Below are 16,108 nucleotides of genomic sequence, written 5' to 3'. Positions count from 1 at the left end.
GTACTACCTCTTGATGCTTTGGCAGCCCTTTTTCACATCCACACGATAATTGGAAAGTTCGTCGAACCAAACTTCTTTTTCGGCAGGGAAAATAAGCGCGTCTGCTTTTTTAGATCCAGTGATACCTTTTTTCTCGTCCACTTTATCTGTCTTGAACTCGGTCAATCTAGAAGCCATATCAACTTGCTGAACAAGTTCCGCCTCTACGATGTGCATTTTGTCCAAAATCTTTTTAATTTCTTGAGTCTCGGCTTTTGCTAAATCCTGAACTCTTGAAACACTGGCCGCCATTGCATTGGCCTCACGGGTTTTAATAGAGTTCTTCAGTTCATCAAACTGCCCCTGTAAACCCGTCATCGCTAACGACTCGGCATAAACCGCTTCTGCGGACTTAGCTTCTTTTTCGAAAGCAAGCTGTGTTTTTAGAAGCTGTTGAAGCTTGTGGTCCCGATTTACATTCATCGGTAAAGAATGAGCATCTTTACCCAAAGCTTGCCAAGTCAGATTTTGCACCTTCAACTTATTTAAAGTTGCAGTGATAAGCTCTGGCTTTTCACCTTGTGCTACTTTGTTCAACTCGACAGTTCTTTGTCTGAAAATCTTCGGAAAAGCCAACAAACTATCCATAACCTGCGGATAGTCGCAAACTTTTAGATAACCTAAGCTTGCCACAAAATAAGATTCAGCCCCTACCTGCCCAATAAAGGATGGGTTCACCAAAGTCTTCGATACGGCCAAGGCATTCTGAGGCTCACCCTTACGCATATATGACCAAGCAAGCTCTTCTTGAGACTCCAACCAATAGTCTGATTTCTTACCGATTTTTTCGTAATATTTAATGGCAGCGTCAAAATATCCATTTTGAAACAACAAACGGCCAGCCGTGATATTCACCAAATCAGCGCTAATCGGAGACTGAGGATTCTTAAGAAGCTGAGCCAAAACTTTTGCAGCTTGATCCGCTTGATCATTTAAAGCATGACTTAATGCCAATTGCCAATCTACCAAAGCTCTTTCACGCGTATTGACTGGCGTTTTAGAAGCCAAATCTTTCAGTTTTTCAATATCCTGTTTTAACGAAAGATTACGAATCATCTGACGAACTTCAGCACCACGTCCAAAAATTTCAGTCCAAGCATCGCCCCAAGTAACCTGAGCCATCTCCCAAACTGCATTCTTTTCATCAACACTTTCGCGCCAAGTCTGCAAAATCTCAGTGTGGATCTTCTTAGGCTCTTTCACTTTAAATAAAGTTTCGATACCTGTAACTTGAAGTCCTGCCTTGAATTGCAAAAGACCTTTTAATGCCATCGCATTTTCAGACTTTTCAAATGCCGTTGCACCAAACGCCGGAGTAAATTGAATAAGCGCCTTTGACCAAGCTTGATTTTCCAAATGTCTAAGGAAAACTCTTTGCTCTGCAGTCAATTTATCGACCATCGTAGAAACGGCAAAAGACAGTCGAGTCTGTTGCGAAGCCACCGGTGCCTGCTCTGGCGCCTTGCCTTCAAGTAGTGACTCTAGATCCTGCGCCATTGCTGGCGAAACAAGAGCTAAAATCACAGAACCACGAACAAACAAATTCTTCATCATAACAACCATCCAACTTGGACTGATGCCACTGCTAAATCCAACTTAAGAGGACCCGTTAAGTACTTCGCTGTGTAGTTTTGATAGCGCAATTCAAAGCGCGTAGAAACATTTTGATTTGCCCAAATACCAACACCTAGACCCGCAGAATAAGTTGAAGTTGCTCCGGACTTCAGCTTCACCTGACCAGCCCCTACTTGAGTGTATACATCAAAGTGAGCAACACCTTGATCCAACCATTTCATTTTACCATAGATTGGATAAAAGTTTACGTAAGCACCCATTTCATTCAAAGGGTAATCCATATCAGGAATTGCAGCTTGAGAAGTCTGAGGATTCGCATTGTGATCTGCAATCGCCTTCTCGACCATCGCATTACCTTCAGCTGTCAAACGATTGAAGTAGTAGCTATATTTAGCACCCACAGACCACTTGTGGTTGATGTGGTATTGAGTATTGAAACCTAAGCCAGTCGCCCGGCTATAAGTATCGCCACCAAAAGTCCCCGACATTTCAGGAGCAAATTCAAACCGATTTTCACGATTAACTGTACGATTTTGCACAATTGAAGTATTCACTTCTGGGTTTAAAGCACGAGCCTTTTCAAGCAAAACTGTGTTTCCACCTAAGCTATCAAAATCTTTTTCAATATTTTCAGCTGCGTTAGCAGAAGTAGCAACCGCTACCGTCAACAAAGATAAAACTAATTTTTTCATTTGTTAGTCCCTTCATCAGGCAAACCAGGATTTGGAAGTGGAGCAGCTGTCGACGCAACTGTTGTTACATTAAAGCTGATCGTTTTTTGAATCTTTTTAGAGTCCAAAGAGCTTCTATTTGAAAGCTCAACATCCATATTGATAGTATAAACTTTCATAAGCTCTTTTTGATCAGGCGTCCAAGTGAATCGGCATTTGTGCAAAGAGTTCTTTGCAAAATTACACTTCAATTCCGCCATAGCTGGTAGACCACGGATATTTTTAATTCCAATCACGGCTTCAGCTTTTTGATCAAAAATCATGAACGGGATCACGTTCTTTTCACCAACCAGAACTTCATTTGTCGCTTCAATGGTGGTATCCACAGCTCCGAAATCTGTAGCCACGTTCACATTGACTTTTGAGGGAGCCGAGAACAAACCGTATCTGTTCAAAGCCACCAGCTCAAAACCAGAAGCTAATACCGAATCCGTCAATTCAACGCCACTTAGGTTTACTTTCAAATCAATCGTCCATTCCTTCGTAGTCAAATCACCACGGTTTCCGTACTCTGTAATATAAGGCGCCAACGAAAACTTGTAGTTACCAGAAGAAAGAACCAAACGTGGCTTTTCGCTGTCAACACCAGTACCCTCTGGATCCTGGACAACAACTTTAACGTAATAAGTAGAGTTTTCTCTCATCAAATTATCTTTAACTTCGATAGATTTGATGATCGGATTGCGGGCCACCTTTTGAACAACAAAGCGCACTTCTTTATGAGTAATCAAAATTGGATCATTGGCTTTAGTTGATTGAGCCACGCCTTCAAGGTGAAGAACCATCTCTTGATAATAACCATTGAAAACAGTGCCGTTAGCTGGGGTCCAGATAAACTCACCTGTCGCAGCATTAAAACTTGCACCAGGGAAAGCCGCCAAATTCGAGATTGAAACTTCACCAACATAGTCGGGAAGTAAGGATCTTAATACGAATGTGACCTTTCCGCTCTCGCCCTCACGAAAAGAAACCACTTCGGGTCCATCAATGCGTAAGGCATCGGACTCGATTGGTTTTGGAATCTCAGGCTTTGTCTGAGGCGGCTGAGCATTTTCAACAGCTTCGCCTTTACCTGCCAACGGATTTTGTTTTAAATCCGAACAACCCAAAGTCAAAACCAATGACAACGCCAAAGGAAGACTTGCAATTTGGAATAATGAATTCGTATTTTTCATATTACTACCCCTGACCTGATCTTCTTAAAACAAACGGATAAGTGACTTCAACATCGACGCCGCCCTCTGGGACTGGGAATTTCCATGTCTTTAAGCGCATCACGATACAATCTTCAACCGCTTTTGAATTCAAATTTGATGAATCAACATTAGCTGATTTTACTAATCCAGAACCGCCAATCACAAAGGCAACCGCAACACGACCATTAAGACCTGCATTGCCTTGTAGACCTTGTTCATAGCAAAAGCGCACTTGACCTAAATTACGATTGATAACAGCTGCAATTTGGTCACGATCCAAACCCTTTGCAACAGATGCTTCCGCACCCAAAGGAATCGGAGTCGCCCCCGTTGAACCCGTTAACGCTAGTTTACCGTAGCCGGCTTGTCCGCCACCTTTACCTTTAGTGCCGTATCCGCCAGCTCCATTCACATTGTTACCTGCGCCTAAGGCCGCACCAACAACACCTTTTGCATAAAGAGACGTTTGAACTCCACCCGAACCTTGTGTTCCGCCGCCCAAACCTGGCCCTGCAGAACTTTGTGCAGCTCCAATATCCAAGCCACCTTTATTCTTTCCAGAACTTAGACTTCCAAGCGCAGAAAGTGCACCCATCCTTTTCAAACCAGCCACTTTTGATGGAGCAACTTTGTTTGTCGTTTGAGTTTGTACATTTGCCTGCTGCTTCATTTTTACAGTTTCAGGTTTTGGAATATTTTTGACAATCTTTACAACCTGCTGCTTCAACTCTTCCTCTAACTTAGGAGTTGTCTCGGGAGCAAACTTAAGCACCCCAAGTCCCGCCGAAAAAAGAAAAATCATCGCAAGAACCGACATCCACCATAACTTTTCAGTTTCTTCTGGATTCTCGTTATCTTTATGAGTTGCCTCTACAGCTTCAACAATTTTCAAATGCCCCAACGAACCTACTAAATAAGGCTTTTGAGTGGTCAATGAAGAGTCAATCTGACCTAACTCTTGAAAGTTGATTTTCTTCTGCTCAAGTAGAGTCGTATCTTTGACAAGCTCTAAACGGCTTGTATCTGCGCGACGAATAACTTTAGCTGCGCCGCCATCCCAAGCGAACACACGAACTACTTTTCCTTCTTTATCTTCTAAAACTAAATTTCTTTCCATGAATCACCTACTGCTTCGTTGCAGACTCTTCCAAGCGATCTTTGAAGTCAGTTCGCACACCAATTAAAGAATCAAATACTTTGTCTGCTTCGACAGTAGTCACTGCTTCATCAGAAAAATGATATTTACCTTGAACCAATAAATCTTCGAAATTGTGGTTAGTTGTCGAAGCTCCCGCCTTTGCTGCGGCTTCCTTCGCCTCGGCGGCCATCACCACATTCGAAGTCAAAAGCATCATCAAAGAAGTCAAAAGCATCGCAAAATGTTGTTTCATTATTGAACTCCTTTTTGGCTTGTTTCAGCCGACATATTCGCCATACGCCCCTCAAGATATTGAACCATTGCCTTATTACCGGCTTTCATCTCAAGATCCTTCAATTTTTCCGCCGCCACTTTATCCATCGGTTGAGCCCGCAGCGCATTTCGAGCAGCTTCAAGCTCTACCAATGAAGGTTTCGCCTGTTGAACGGTACTAGGCTTTAAAGCTGTTAAAAATGCTTTATCATCAGCAGGAGCTACCGCAGTCAACGCTTGCACTTCTGCCTCGAATAACGACTTCAAACGGAACTCGACCACAGAGGCTGCTTGCAAAGACTCTTTCCAAGAACTTGACCAGAACTCTTTTACCTTCGCAGCTGCCATATCCGATTTGTTACGATAAGGCGCTGACTGTTGACCTAAAAGACTCATGTACTCTGATTGCTCGGCATCAGAAAGACCTTCAGGCAAAGGCAAACTCAAGATTTCATTATAAAAACGATCTGCTTCTTTAGCGACAACTGTCAATCCAACGACCTGCGAAGTCCAGTCTCCAGAGGAAATAGCTTTTGCCGCCAACTTCTCAAAATCCTCTAAAAGTTTAGCACGATCTTTGATCGACTTAACCATCAGCTTCTGATTGGCAGCATCCATTTTATGACTTTCAATTTTCACTGAAGATGCCAGCATTTGCTTAATAAGGTCATCCTTAAGAATCAACTTTCCTGCCACCGTTTTCTTCAACTTCTCTTCTTTTTCAACCATCTGAACAAGACTCGCTGAAGGCGTTTCAACATACTTATCAAGCATCATTGAAGCCAGAACCTCTGGATTTCTTAGCAAAGAATTCCATTGTTTTTTCAGCTCAACTTCGAACTGAGGTGAATTCTTCACAAGCTCGGCTGCTGCCACCGCTTTTTCGTCTTCACTTTTCGAAACCTCAATGAACTTTTTCAAATAAGGAGCAGAACTCGCGCCGGTCAGCTCTGCATATAAAGCCAATTTAAGAGCTTTTTTATCTGCAGCTAGAATATTTTCCGGCAAGACTTGAGTGGCTGCCATCGCGCCCTTGAAATCCATGCGCAAATCCATGTAGTGCGCGGTTTTCGCAGTGGCCATCGCCTTATCTTCCGCCGACGCGGACGATAATAACGTCAAGTCCTGAGCCGCAGATAATGCGGCAGCAAGATCGCCACGCTTTTCAGCCAATGCCATTTTGTTTTTCAAATAAACCGCTTTATCTTTTTCATCAGCAGCGGACATCTTAAATCTTTGAAGAGCCGTCCAAGCCTGGTCCGCACTGACTGCCGCCAAAGAAGCAACTTGATTCAGAATGGACTTCTGGGAAAGAGCCTGAAGGTTCGACCCCGCTGAATTGTACTGTTTAGACTTCACAAACGAATTGTGAAATTCGACAGCGGCCACTTCAATCGCCGCATCGTCTTTCATAGAGGCCAAAATATCCAAGGATAAGTCTGAAGCTTTTGTACGCAAATCCATTGGGGCCGCTTCATTTAAAGCCAAGGCTTTTAAAAGAGGCAAGGCATCCTTCATCTGATCAGCTTCGTAAAAGCGATAAGCCTGTTGATAACGAACTTCCCACTGTTTTGTTTTTAAAGGAGACTTCGTTAGGTATTCGTTTTGGGCCATTGATAAAATGACGTTGTCCTTAGATTTTTCACCAAGTTCAATGCCTAATAGAAGATGATTTTCAAGTTCTTTATCAACCAAAGTGCCAGAGGCAACTTGGTGAAGTTTCCAAGCACGCTCCCATTGATTTAAATCACCAGCCAATTGAACAGCCCATTGATTCATCTCTTTTTCAAATCCAAAGGAACCCAAATAGCCTTCATAAGCAGAAAGTAACTCAACAGTTGGAGCTTTTTTGTCCGCTTGGTTCCATGTTACGATAGAGACCTTAATAACTTTACGAGCCTCTTCGACCTCTTTTGGAAACTGCGCCTTCAATTGCGCAGCTAAAGAAAAAACTGCTGCAAAAGTATCGTATGCTTTTTCTTTTTGACCATTATCCAAATACAGAGCTGCCAAGTGGGCTTGGGTTTGAATTCTTTCCTGCGGAAGGCTTTGATACTGATAAACATGTTCCCAGGCTTTTAAAGCATCGGCTTTTTTACCCGTGCGCTCAAGTTCAGCAGCAACGGTCGTGATATTGTTAATTTTAGTTTTTTCTGGAGACAGCGTAAAAACAGCCTCCAAGTCCCCAGATGCAAATTCGCGTCCCGCAAAAGTTGCATAGTCTGCCGCCACTTCTTCATGGAACCCAGGATCGATCTGATTGGTAGCAGAACCTGTCTTTGATAAAAGAGCAGGGTTTTTCAAAATTTCATTTAACGCAGTCTTAGCCTTCGCTATTTGGCCTTGGTTAAACAAAGACCAAGCTCGGCGATAAGCTGCAAAACCTCGCGAAGAGGCATTGGGAGTCGCCAAAACCAATTCATAGTTTTTTTGCGCCTCTGCCCAATTGTTTTTCTTATAGTTAATTTCAGCGATCGACAAATACGCCTCGGCTTTCGCCACTGGATCAATAGCGTCGGCCGCAATTTTATTATAGGTCGTGATTGCAACTGCATCATTACCCAAAAGTTGGTGAAGGTGACCCATTTGCACCATCACCTTTCCTTTTGAGGCGGCAGGAACTTTCTCTAGGACTTCATTGTAAAGTGAAAGTGCTTTCTTTCGGTCCGCGGCACCGGCAACGCAGGTGACACAACCAGAATCAAGCTCTTCCATAGAGGCTACCCGAGCTCTTTCAGCCAGCAAGTCTGCTAAACGCAGAGTCACCGCGACTCGAGAGTTATCCATAGGCGCCAAAGTCAGATAAACTTTGTTTAACTTTTCAATTAAGTAGTCTCTATTTTTTGCACCGTCATCAGCTTGAGCTTGCATTGAAGCCAAGATCGACAAAGCAACGATTAGACTTTTCCCGTTTAAGTTCATACCCCTCATCCCCACTTTTTGAGGTTTACCTTGCTCTACTTCGTCAATACGGCAAAACGAATCTCACTGTATCCAGTGTGAGCCATTGCCAAAACGACAGAGTTCAAAGTTTCATACTTCGTCCGACGGTCCGCTTGAATAGTCAAAATACCCTTAAATTCCTCTCCAGGATGAGTCTTTTGCCATTCTTGTCTTGCCGTTAATAATTCCGCAACCAAGCTGTCTTGGGTTACTTCTTTATCTTCAAGGAAGTATTTTCCATCTTCAAATTTTACGACAGTATTACGTTCTAACAAATCTGCAGCCGCCGCTTTCGGAAGCTCGGTATTCTTGCTAAGGAAAAGGATGTCTCCTGTACTAGAGAAATTCATCAATAGGAAGATTACCAGAATCGAAAAGGCATCAATCAATGCAGTCAAAAGAAGATCTGCAAACAGACTTCTTTTTCCTTTGTTAGACTTTGGATTCAGAACCGAGTGTGACGCCAGTTCAGATCCTAATGTTGTTTCAGCTAAAACACTACGACTGATCATTTGCATACTCCCTTAGAGTGGAACAACACCCAGGTCTCCCATGCCCGCCTTCTTAAAGGAGTCCATGAGATCAATGATGTCTTCGTAATTAGTTTGTGACTTTGGTTGAATCAATGCTGTTCTCAAGCCCGGCTCAACATGACGGATTTCCGTTGCAAGCTTATTGACTGCATCTAAATCCGGCTTGCCTTGCACCCCTTGAACCTTTGCTTTTCGCAAATTCGCAGGCACTGCTGCAGAATCCCGAACATCAATAGTTACAGAACCATCAAGCTCCATGAAAATCCAAGCGATCGGCTTTTTTTCTGTTTCAGCAGCCGATTGACCGCCAACAGCTTGCTTAACATTCATCGATCCAATCTGCATCCACACCGCTGTGATCAACAGGAAGCAGATGCAAGTTGAAAGTAAATCGATGAACGGAATCAAGTTCAATTCAAAGTCTAAATGCTTTTTATTGTGGCGCATACGCACTCCAATTTTTATTCAAGCTTTAAGACTTGATTAAGCGTTAATTTCTTTATCTTTATTTTGACCTTTGAACGACTTGAATCCTACTGGCTCATATGTGTACGAAAGCCAATTGAAAACTTTCAATGCACCTTGATTCAAATCTTCTGAAAGGTGGTTCGCACGGTTCATCAAAATTGCGTAAGCAACAAGCGCTGGAATCGCAGTGATAAGACCGTAAGCAGTCGCGTTCATCGCCTCAGAGATACCTGCCGCAAGCAAAGCTGCTTTTTCAGCAGGAGCTGCATAAGAAACCGCCGCGAAAGACTTGATCATACCAGTGATAGTTCCAAGTAGACCAACTAGTGTTGCCACGTTACCCAACATTGACAAGAAACCAGTACGACGATCTAACATCGAGTTTTCGTGAATAAGAACTTCATCCATTTTTGCTTGGATCTCTTCTTTACCACCAAGGAATTTTGCTGATTTTGCACCCGCTTCAATAGCGCGAGCAACAGGCTCGTTAGCAGCCATGTTTTTAGCTTTGTCGATCACTTGATCGATTTCGCCACGACGAATGTGATCTTCAAACCCAGCAGCAATTGCAGTCTGAGTGATCTTTTTCTTGAAGAACAAGACATTCACTCTTTCAACGATAATCGCAAAAGACGCCAACTGAAGTAGCAAAATTGGCCACATCCAGAAACCGCCGTGCTCAAATGCAAGTGCCATTTTTGTTAGAATTTCCATAACCCCTCCGTGTATTTAACAGTTTTTATAAACCGCTTTTTTAACCATGTTTTTTTAAACAGTTTTTTTTCTTTTTAAATCTGCCCGACCTTTACCTACCAAGGTCTAGTACGCTTTTAGCAGACCACCTCGTTAAGAAACTGTCATCAGCAAATTGACATAGTTCTGACATTTTCTTTCTATATTTCGCAGAATGTTGGAGTTTAGCTCTGATATAACAGCTATTTAGCAGGTAAAGAAACTAAGCCAAAAACAGCTTGATGCTTATTTTTTAAGCTATTGTTTAAGATCTTAAATTTACTGGTATTAGAGTGATAACTCACTCTATCGATAGTAAGCTGCCGCTTTTTTAAACTTCGCTTACAAGAATATGATTTATTTTTTTAGAATAATTTTAGCTTCCAGAGGAAAGTGATCCGAAGTTACGACGGAGTGCAGTATTTTTGTATCTAAAACATCAAATCCCCGCACAAAAAGATGATCCAACTTCAAAAATCGACGGTCCAAAGGAAACTCAACATGGTGAAGTTGCAAGTCTCTAAAAATAGCTTTCATTGCCAAAAATCTTTTTAAATTCCAGGTATTAAAGTCACCGGCAAGCAACACAGGCCCTGAAAACTGGGAAACCTTCTGAGCAATTTCTTCAAGCGACTGTATAAACACACCGGTCGTCACAAAATTCAAAACATGCGAAGAGACAATCAAGGCCTTGGTCCCTTGAAAGTCATACTCTGCAAACAAACTAATCTTAGGAGTCAACCAAAACAACTCGCGAGAGCGCGGCCTTAAAAAATCCACCTGACTGGCATTTTGTTTTGATCCGATTGCGACTCCTGTGGAAGATTTATTTAAACTGTATTCAAAACTCTGAGCCACATTCCAACACAACTCCCCCAACTGAACTTTCCACTCCGGGGGAGTTTGCTGAAACAACATGGTCTCTTGTAAAAGTAAAAAACTTTTTTCTTCCGATAGACTTCGAAGATCTCGAGCAAAATTATCTCCACGCTGACCTTTGAAGACATTCCAAATTAAAATGGAATGCGCTTCATTAAGCTGTAGCGCACTTTGAGTTTCACCCCACTGGGACAATGTTTGCTGCGGATACTTCCAAATCAAAGTCAGCTCGTTTCTAAATACTTACTTCACTTTTGCTAGCCATTCGTCGCCAACAGAACTAACCGGCAAAGCCAAAGCCTGCTCTTTTTCCGCTTGAGCCAGTAAAGTCGACAAATAGCGTTCAGTATTTGAGGCGATAATAACTACGATGTTCTTACCTTTGTTTTCAGGTAAACTTGCAAGCTTCAAAGCCACCTTTATTGCCGCGCCCGAAGAGATTCCAACAGGAATTCCTTCTTTGCGAATCACCTGCCTAGCCATTTCGAAGGACTCTTCACTTGAAACCTGTTCAATACTGTCAATGACCGACCGATCAAGTAAGCCCGGAATAAATCCCGCACCGATTCCTTGAATTTTATGCGGACCTGGCTTTCCTCCAGACAAAACTGGGCTCTCTACAGGTTCGACAGCAACCATTTGAACCGCGGGCTTCTTCGATTTCAAAACTTGTCCAACTCCCGTTATTGTTCCACCTGTTCCAACGCCACTGACAACAATGTCAACTTGCCCGTCCGTATCATTCCAAATTTCCAGAGCGGTTGTTTCGCGATGAATAGCCGGATTGTCTAAATTTTCAAACTGGGAAGGCATGAATGAATTATTTCTCTCTGTTGAAAGCTCTAAAGCTTTTGCGACAGCCCCACGCATACCCAACGGACCTGGAGTCAAAACTAACTCAGCCCCTAACATTAACAACAAAGTTCGACGCTCTTGAGACATCGTCTCCGGCATAGTCAGAGTCAATTTATACCCCTTCGCCGCGCAAACAAAAGCCAACGCAATGCCCGTATTTCCAGAGGTAGGTTCGATGACTTCCATACCCGGCTTCAATCGCCCTTCAATCTCGGCCCGTTCTATCATATTCAGCCCAATACGGTCCTTAACCGAACTTAAGGGATTAAAGAATTCCAGCTTTAGAAAAATGCGTGCCCCTAAACCTTTATTGAGTCTTTGCATTTCCACCAACGGTGTTTTTCCGATAGTCTTTGTGATATCCGCAAAAGTACGCATAGATTCCCTTTCTGAGATGATAAGCCCTTTAAAACTATCACTAGTTCTTCAGAGCGAAAAGTCAGGTTTTGAAGATGTCCAGTTTTGCAACAGACCGCCAATAAAAACCTAATGTTTATTGCCGCAAAACACAGACTTTTGTCGCTAGAACAAGCACTGCTTTCTCAAGGGGCCGCATTCTTAGAAACAAACACGAATCTTACCAGCATTTCACCCCAATTTAGCAGGAAGACTTTTAGGATAAACTTATGACTATCACTCAAAAAGACAGTGTATTTACCGTCTCTACAGAAATGATTCCCGTCGACAAAGTCATCCCCTATGACCTTTATATAAACTCTTCGGGCCGCGAAGGCTTCGAACGCTTCGTCTGTATTTTCCGCCGAGGACGTGTCCTTTCGGATCACGAACTGCACGAAATAAAACAGCGATTTCAACACCTGTATGTTCGCGAAACCGAACGAGGCCCTTTCTTAAAAGCTTTCACCGACCTTACGGGAGTGCCTCAAGAAAAACGAGCCTTGGTCGTTAAAGACTCTGCCATCAAGCATCTTGGAAATATTTTTTCAAAAGACAAAGAGCTCACCTCCGAAGTCCTTAACGAGTCCCTGGGAGGCTGTAAAGACTCGGTTGAAAGCATGGTCCAACTGATCAAAGCTGACGATGTAGATAAAATTCAAGAATTGATTGGCAAGCTATCGTTTCATGACTTCTATACTTTTGATCATTCAATTAATGTCGCCATGTACTGCATCTCTATTTACAAAATGATCAAACCCGATGCCTCCGATCAAGAGTTGATCGTCGCTGGCCTTGGGGGCCTTTTGCATGATATCGGCAAAATACGCATTCCAACAAATATCATCAATAGTCCCTTTAAACTAAAGGATGACGAATATCACATGATTCGCCAACACCCAGGTTGGGGCAATGACCTTATCGCTCAGCCTGATGTTTCAACCCACGGCACTCCAAAAAATATTATTCAACAAGTGATCTATCAACATCATGAAAATTACGATGGTTCTGGCTATCCAAACAACCTTCAAGGTGAAAGCATTCACGTACTTGCCCGGCTAACCGCAATGTCCGACTTTTTTGATGCGATCACCACTCGCCGTAGTTACCACGAAGTTCTTAGCGCTGAAGAAGCCCTTAATTTAATGAAAAACTCGGTTGGTAAAAAGCTAGACCCCAAACTGTACAAACTTTTTAGCAGGCATATGATCAACCATAAGCATTGCCATGTTGACGGAGACTACCATGTTTGCATTCATGACAGTTTTGATCCTTGCCAGCCTAGAATCGTTGCTCCCTGGGAAATTCCAGACGATCCCGTTGATAATGCCGCGACTATCGTCCATCAAGATTTTAAAAAGTCTTCCTAAATTCGACATGGATTTGGTCTTTTGATAGCCTTTATCTATGAAGACCATTTTCTTTTTAAAAGCGATCGCCTTTGGGGGCATTATTGCTTGGAATGCCAACGGAATTGCTCAGAATCTACCGGCAGACGCAAAAAGCAGCCCATCTAAAATCAGTATTCTCATCTATCAAAAAAATCATTTAGGCTTTAAAAGCTCGGATAAAATCGAAAAATTACAAAATTCAATCTCTGTCAATGGCCTCAGTATTCCTGCGTCCTCTTATGAAAAAGCCTTCGAAATTTTCCAAAAGCTTGAGCGTCTTGAAGAAACCAGTAAGATTCAATGCGACGCAGGTATATACGTCCACACAGTTATCCAAGATAAACAAAAGAAATTTGTCACGAACTGCCTCAATTCATCTCATTTTGCCGAACTTTCAAAATCGTTATCTAGACTTAAAGAATTAGTGAAGAAATAATGTTTATGCTAAGAAAAATTCTCAACTCAACATTCACAATTCCGTTCTTAATCCTGCCAAACTTAATCACAGCGAGTACCTCGTTAGCAAATGAATCCTACTCGCTGGATGGGGCCCGAGCCGACTTCAGTCAGCTGCTTCAGAACATTCAAAAAATTCAAGGCACGGCAACCGCAAATCCATGCAAAATCGGAGACTCAAAGAGCTGCCAAATGGAGGACTACTGCGAACAAATTGCCCCGAACAAAGAACAGTTGCAGCTTTATAAGAATGAAGAAGGCCGATCACTACCTAATTTCGTGGTCATTGAAAACTTAAACTTTTTGAATTCTTGTGGAGCCAATGACTTCATCACGACGGTGGGACAAACTGAACCCTACTCTCAATCAAGATATGCCTACTACCCGCCCAGAGATGAAACCCCAGAATACAAAACCTATGTTAAAAATCTAAATGCTCAACTGAGCAAAGACGTACCACGCATAAAGAAAAGCCTCGAGACGACCCGGCAAGGTGTGATTCGTTTTATCGAAAGCAAACGCAATTCTAAAAACTCGAAAGAGGTAGACAATATTATTGACCGAGTTAAAAAAATTAAAATGGTCGATATTAACTTCAAGGACGACATACAGGCGGCCTCTTGCGCTATGCCGAATGCCTTCTACAGTCCAGATGAACACTCTATTCTGATTTGCCCTAGCCTTTTTAACATACCAGAAGCGGCTTTAGAGCAAGTTCTAGCCCACGAACTTAGCCACGGGATAGATCCTTGCGCACTCACAAGAAACTATATGGGCGTGGAAAACGCGAATAAAGGCGAAGGTTTTAAAGCTCTGAAGCCGGACGAGGGAATCTTTGCAGGAACTCTTAAATGCTTGGCCAAGCCCACCAGCATGAATGTTCGTTCAAGTACGGCGGATCAAGTCCGTAAAGAACTTGAAGCACTTTACGATGAAACTATGAGTGAATTCGCCGATGAGTATGCTAATGAAGACAGTGCCGGAAATGTTTCAGACACTGGCAAGGCTTCTTTTATCGAAGAACAACTCTTTAAAATCGGCGACTCTGAAGATGAAATTGGTCGATGCTTTGACTCCGCAGGTTCAGCACAGACACGCGAGGCTTTTTCAGACTGGGTGTCGTCAAAAGTACTGAGTGAAAAAATCAAGAACACCCCTGATATCAATCGCCGTAAACAGATTGCTTTTGAATCTATGGGATTATTTTTGGCCACTGGCTGCAACGCTGTGATCGGAAACTCAAAATCCTATCAAGGCGATGCCTTGAAAAACTACCCCAATCTTATGAGCTGCTCGAAAGCTGCCATCGACAGCGCAAAAGAACAAGAATCTAGGATGAAAATGAAGCCCGTCGAAACACATCCTTCGAATGAAAAGCGCTCGACCCGGCTATTTTTATCAGATCCTGAATTTCAAAAAGCTCTGGGATGCAAAAAAATTTCAGATGTTGAAAATTGTAAATAAAAAAAAGAGTCTCGATGTGAAACCTCGAGACTCCTTTTTTTAAATTAATTGCACCTGATAGAGCTGCACTTCCGAGACATTCCCCATGGCCCCCGGCTGCCCATCTACTGCAGGTTTTCCCGAAGAAGCATCAGGCCCCCTTTGACCTTTGCAGATATTGTCAACGTCTGCACCAGGGGGCCCTCCACGCTGCCCACGTTGAGGCTGAGAGGCTCGTCCCCCTAAACCTCCCGCTCCAGGCTGTTGATACAATCGCACAACCAGGGATCCCTTAGAGCTCTGTTTAAAAATGAGATTCGCCGTATCGGCCCCCGGCTGTCCATTTTCTCCCGGAATCGCGTCCGCGCCCGTGATTTCCCCGGGAAGGCCATCGTTTCGGCTTCGACAGTATGTCACCTCTTTGATTTGACTCTCTCCGTTTTTACGAACAACGCCCAAACTCTTTATGTCCACAACGGCTGCGGGGCCTCGGCCAGCCTGGCCAAGATCGGGCCACTCCCAAGATGCAAAGTCTTTACCGTTAGCACCTGGAAGCCCTCGATTGTAAACCGTCAGCAGACCATGAGCTTCTTGCGCTTCGATGCTAATGATAGAGGGCGTCTCATCATTTTGCCGAACTCGCTGTAGGACCTCGTCCTGAGTATAAGTTTCAATGATGGCACCCTGACTTTTAAAAATGATAGACTTGATTCTTAACGCATATCCGTGAGTGATGATGCGGGCCGTGGATTTAAGTTCAAAGCTGTAAGCCTCGATTTCAGTGTCTCGCTCAAGCTCAAGGGTTTTATCTAACTGCCAAACTCCATCTTTTGAAGAGGCCTGAAGGCCACCATCGGGAACTGCGGATGTCCCTACGTTTTTGTCTTTTATATCCACTTGGCAACCCAACTGCAGCGTATACAAACTCAAAATTAATACCGCCTTTAACACGCAATTCTTATTCATAACTCTCCTGAATTAATTAAGTGCAGGACAGTTCTTCAAAAAGCGCCACGGCCTAATTTTCAATCAAAATTGTTTTTAAAAAAGACCGTCCGCC

Annotated in this window: 15 protein-coding genes; 3 read left to right on the top strand and 12 right to left on the bottom strand. The window is 43.1% G+C overall.

Translation table 11 applies throughout. The features are described 5' to 3' along the window. Positions 1-3 precede the first annotated feature (3 nt). The 11 genes from AC04MN_RS12350 to cysK all read right to left on the bottom strand — a co-directional run bounded on the left by AC04MN_RS12350 (position 4) and on the right by cysK (position 11,740). Complete coding sequence (locus tag AC04MN_RS12350) at positions 4-1,593, bottom strand: tetratricopeptide repeat protein (RefSeq protein WP_475383507.1); 1,590 nt, start codon at positions 1,591-1,593, stop codon at positions 4-6. Further along, positions 1,590-2,306 carry an outer membrane beta-barrel domain-containing protein gene (locus AC04MN_RS12345; RefSeq protein WP_475383506.1) on the bottom strand — a complete coding sequence of 239 codons (717 nt, stop codon included), beginning with the start codon at positions 2,304-2,306 and terminating at the stop codon, positions 1,590-1,592. The genes AC04MN_RS12350 and AC04MN_RS12345 overlap by 4 nt, the downstream gene beginning before the upstream one ends. Beyond that, positions 2,303-3,520, bottom strand: a complete 1,218-nt coding sequence (locus AC04MN_RS12340) for a hypothetical protein (RefSeq protein ID WP_475383505.1) — start codon at positions 3,518-3,520, stop codon at positions 2,303-2,305. Before AC04MN_RS12340 ends, AC04MN_RS12345 begins: the two co-directional genes overlap by 4 nt. 4 nt (positions 3,521-3,524) lie before the next feature. Further along, a complete protein-coding gene (locus AC04MN_RS12335) occupies positions 3,525-4,658 on the bottom strand; it encodes an AgmX/PglI C-terminal domain-containing protein (RefSeq protein WP_475383504.1) in 1,134 nt (377 codons plus the stop codon). Between the two features lie 7 nt (positions 4,659-4,665). Continuing rightward, positions 4,666-4,932 carry a hypothetical protein gene (locus AC04MN_RS12330; protein WP_475383503.1) on the bottom strand — a complete coding sequence of 89 codons (267 nt, stop codon included), beginning with the start codon at positions 4,930-4,932 and terminating at the stop codon, positions 4,666-4,668. Continuing rightward, positions 4,932-7,874 carry a tetratricopeptide repeat protein gene (locus AC04MN_RS12325; protein WP_475383502.1) on the bottom strand — a complete coding sequence of 981 codons (2,943 nt, stop codon included), beginning with the start codon at positions 7,872-7,874 and terminating at the stop codon, positions 4,932-4,934. The genes AC04MN_RS12330 and AC04MN_RS12325 overlap by 1 nt, the downstream gene beginning before the upstream one ends. 35 nt (positions 7,875-7,909) lie before the next feature. Beyond that, a complete protein-coding gene (locus AC04MN_RS12320; RefSeq protein ID WP_475383501.1) occupies positions 7,910-8,407 on the bottom strand; it encodes an ExbD/TolR family protein in 498 nt (165 codons plus the stop codon). Positions 8,408-8,419: 12 nt separating this feature from the next. Then, on the bottom strand, positions 8,420-8,875 hold the full coding sequence (locus tag AC04MN_RS12315; RefSeq protein ID WP_475383500.1) for an ExbD/TolR family protein: 456 nt from the start codon (positions 8,873-8,875) through the stop codon (positions 8,420-8,422). Positions 8,876-8,911: 36 nt separating this feature from the next. Next, on the bottom strand, positions 8,912-9,610 hold the full coding sequence (locus AC04MN_RS12310) for a MotA/TolQ/ExbB proton channel family protein (protein WP_475383499.1): 699 nt from the start codon (positions 9,608-9,610) through the stop codon (positions 8,912-8,914). A gap of 375 nt (positions 9,611-9,985) precedes the next feature. Beyond that, positions 9,986-10,729, bottom strand: coding sequence for an endonuclease/exonuclease/phosphatase family protein (locus AC04MN_RS12305; protein ID WP_475383498.1), 744 nt, complete (start codon positions 10,727-10,729; stop codon positions 9,986-9,988). 21 nt (positions 10,730-10,750) lie between these two features. Then, on the bottom strand, positions 10,751-11,740 hold the full coding sequence (cysK, locus tag AC04MN_RS12300) for a cysteine synthase A (RefSeq protein WP_475383497.1): 990 nt from the start codon (positions 11,738-11,740) through the stop codon (positions 10,751-10,753). 248 nt (positions 11,741-11,988) lie between these two features. On the opposite strand from cysK, the gene AC04MN_RS12295 reads away from it, so the two are divergent. The 3 genes from AC04MN_RS12295 to AC04MN_RS12285 are packed head-to-tail and all read left to right on the top strand — an operon-like array spanning position 11,989 to position 15,069. Further along, a complete protein-coding gene (locus AC04MN_RS12295) occupies positions 11,989-13,128 on the top strand; it encodes an HD-GYP domain-containing protein (protein WP_475383496.1) in 1,140 nt (379 codons plus the stop codon). 37 nt (positions 13,129-13,165) lie between these two features. Further along, positions 13,166-13,585 (top strand): hypothetical protein, encoded by a 420-nt coding sequence (locus AC04MN_RS12290; RefSeq protein ID WP_475383495.1) that lies wholly within the window; start codon positions 13,166-13,168, stop codon positions 13,583-13,585. A 5-nt stretch (positions 13,586-13,590) separates the two neighbouring features. Next, the gene (locus AC04MN_RS12285; RefSeq protein ID WP_475383494.1) at positions 13,591-15,069 is read left to right on the top strand and encodes a hypothetical protein; all 1,479 of its coding nucleotides are present in this window, start codon (positions 13,591-13,593) and stop codon (positions 15,067-15,069) included. A gap of 39 nt (positions 15,070-15,108) precedes the next feature. Here AC04MN_RS12285 and AC04MN_RS12280 read toward each other — a convergent pair whose 3' ends face one another. Then, positions 15,109-16,014: a hypothetical protein gene (locus AC04MN_RS12280; RefSeq protein ID WP_475383493.1), complete on the bottom strand. Its 906-nt coding sequence runs from the start codon at positions 16,012-16,014 to the stop codon at positions 15,109-15,111. Positions 16,015-16,108 lie beyond the last annotated feature (94 nt).

This window comes from Bdellovibrio sp. ZFWA1 (assembly GCF_056175665.1).
Note: the sequence above shows the minus strand (reverse complement) of the source record. Positions and strands in the feature narration are given on the sequence as shown.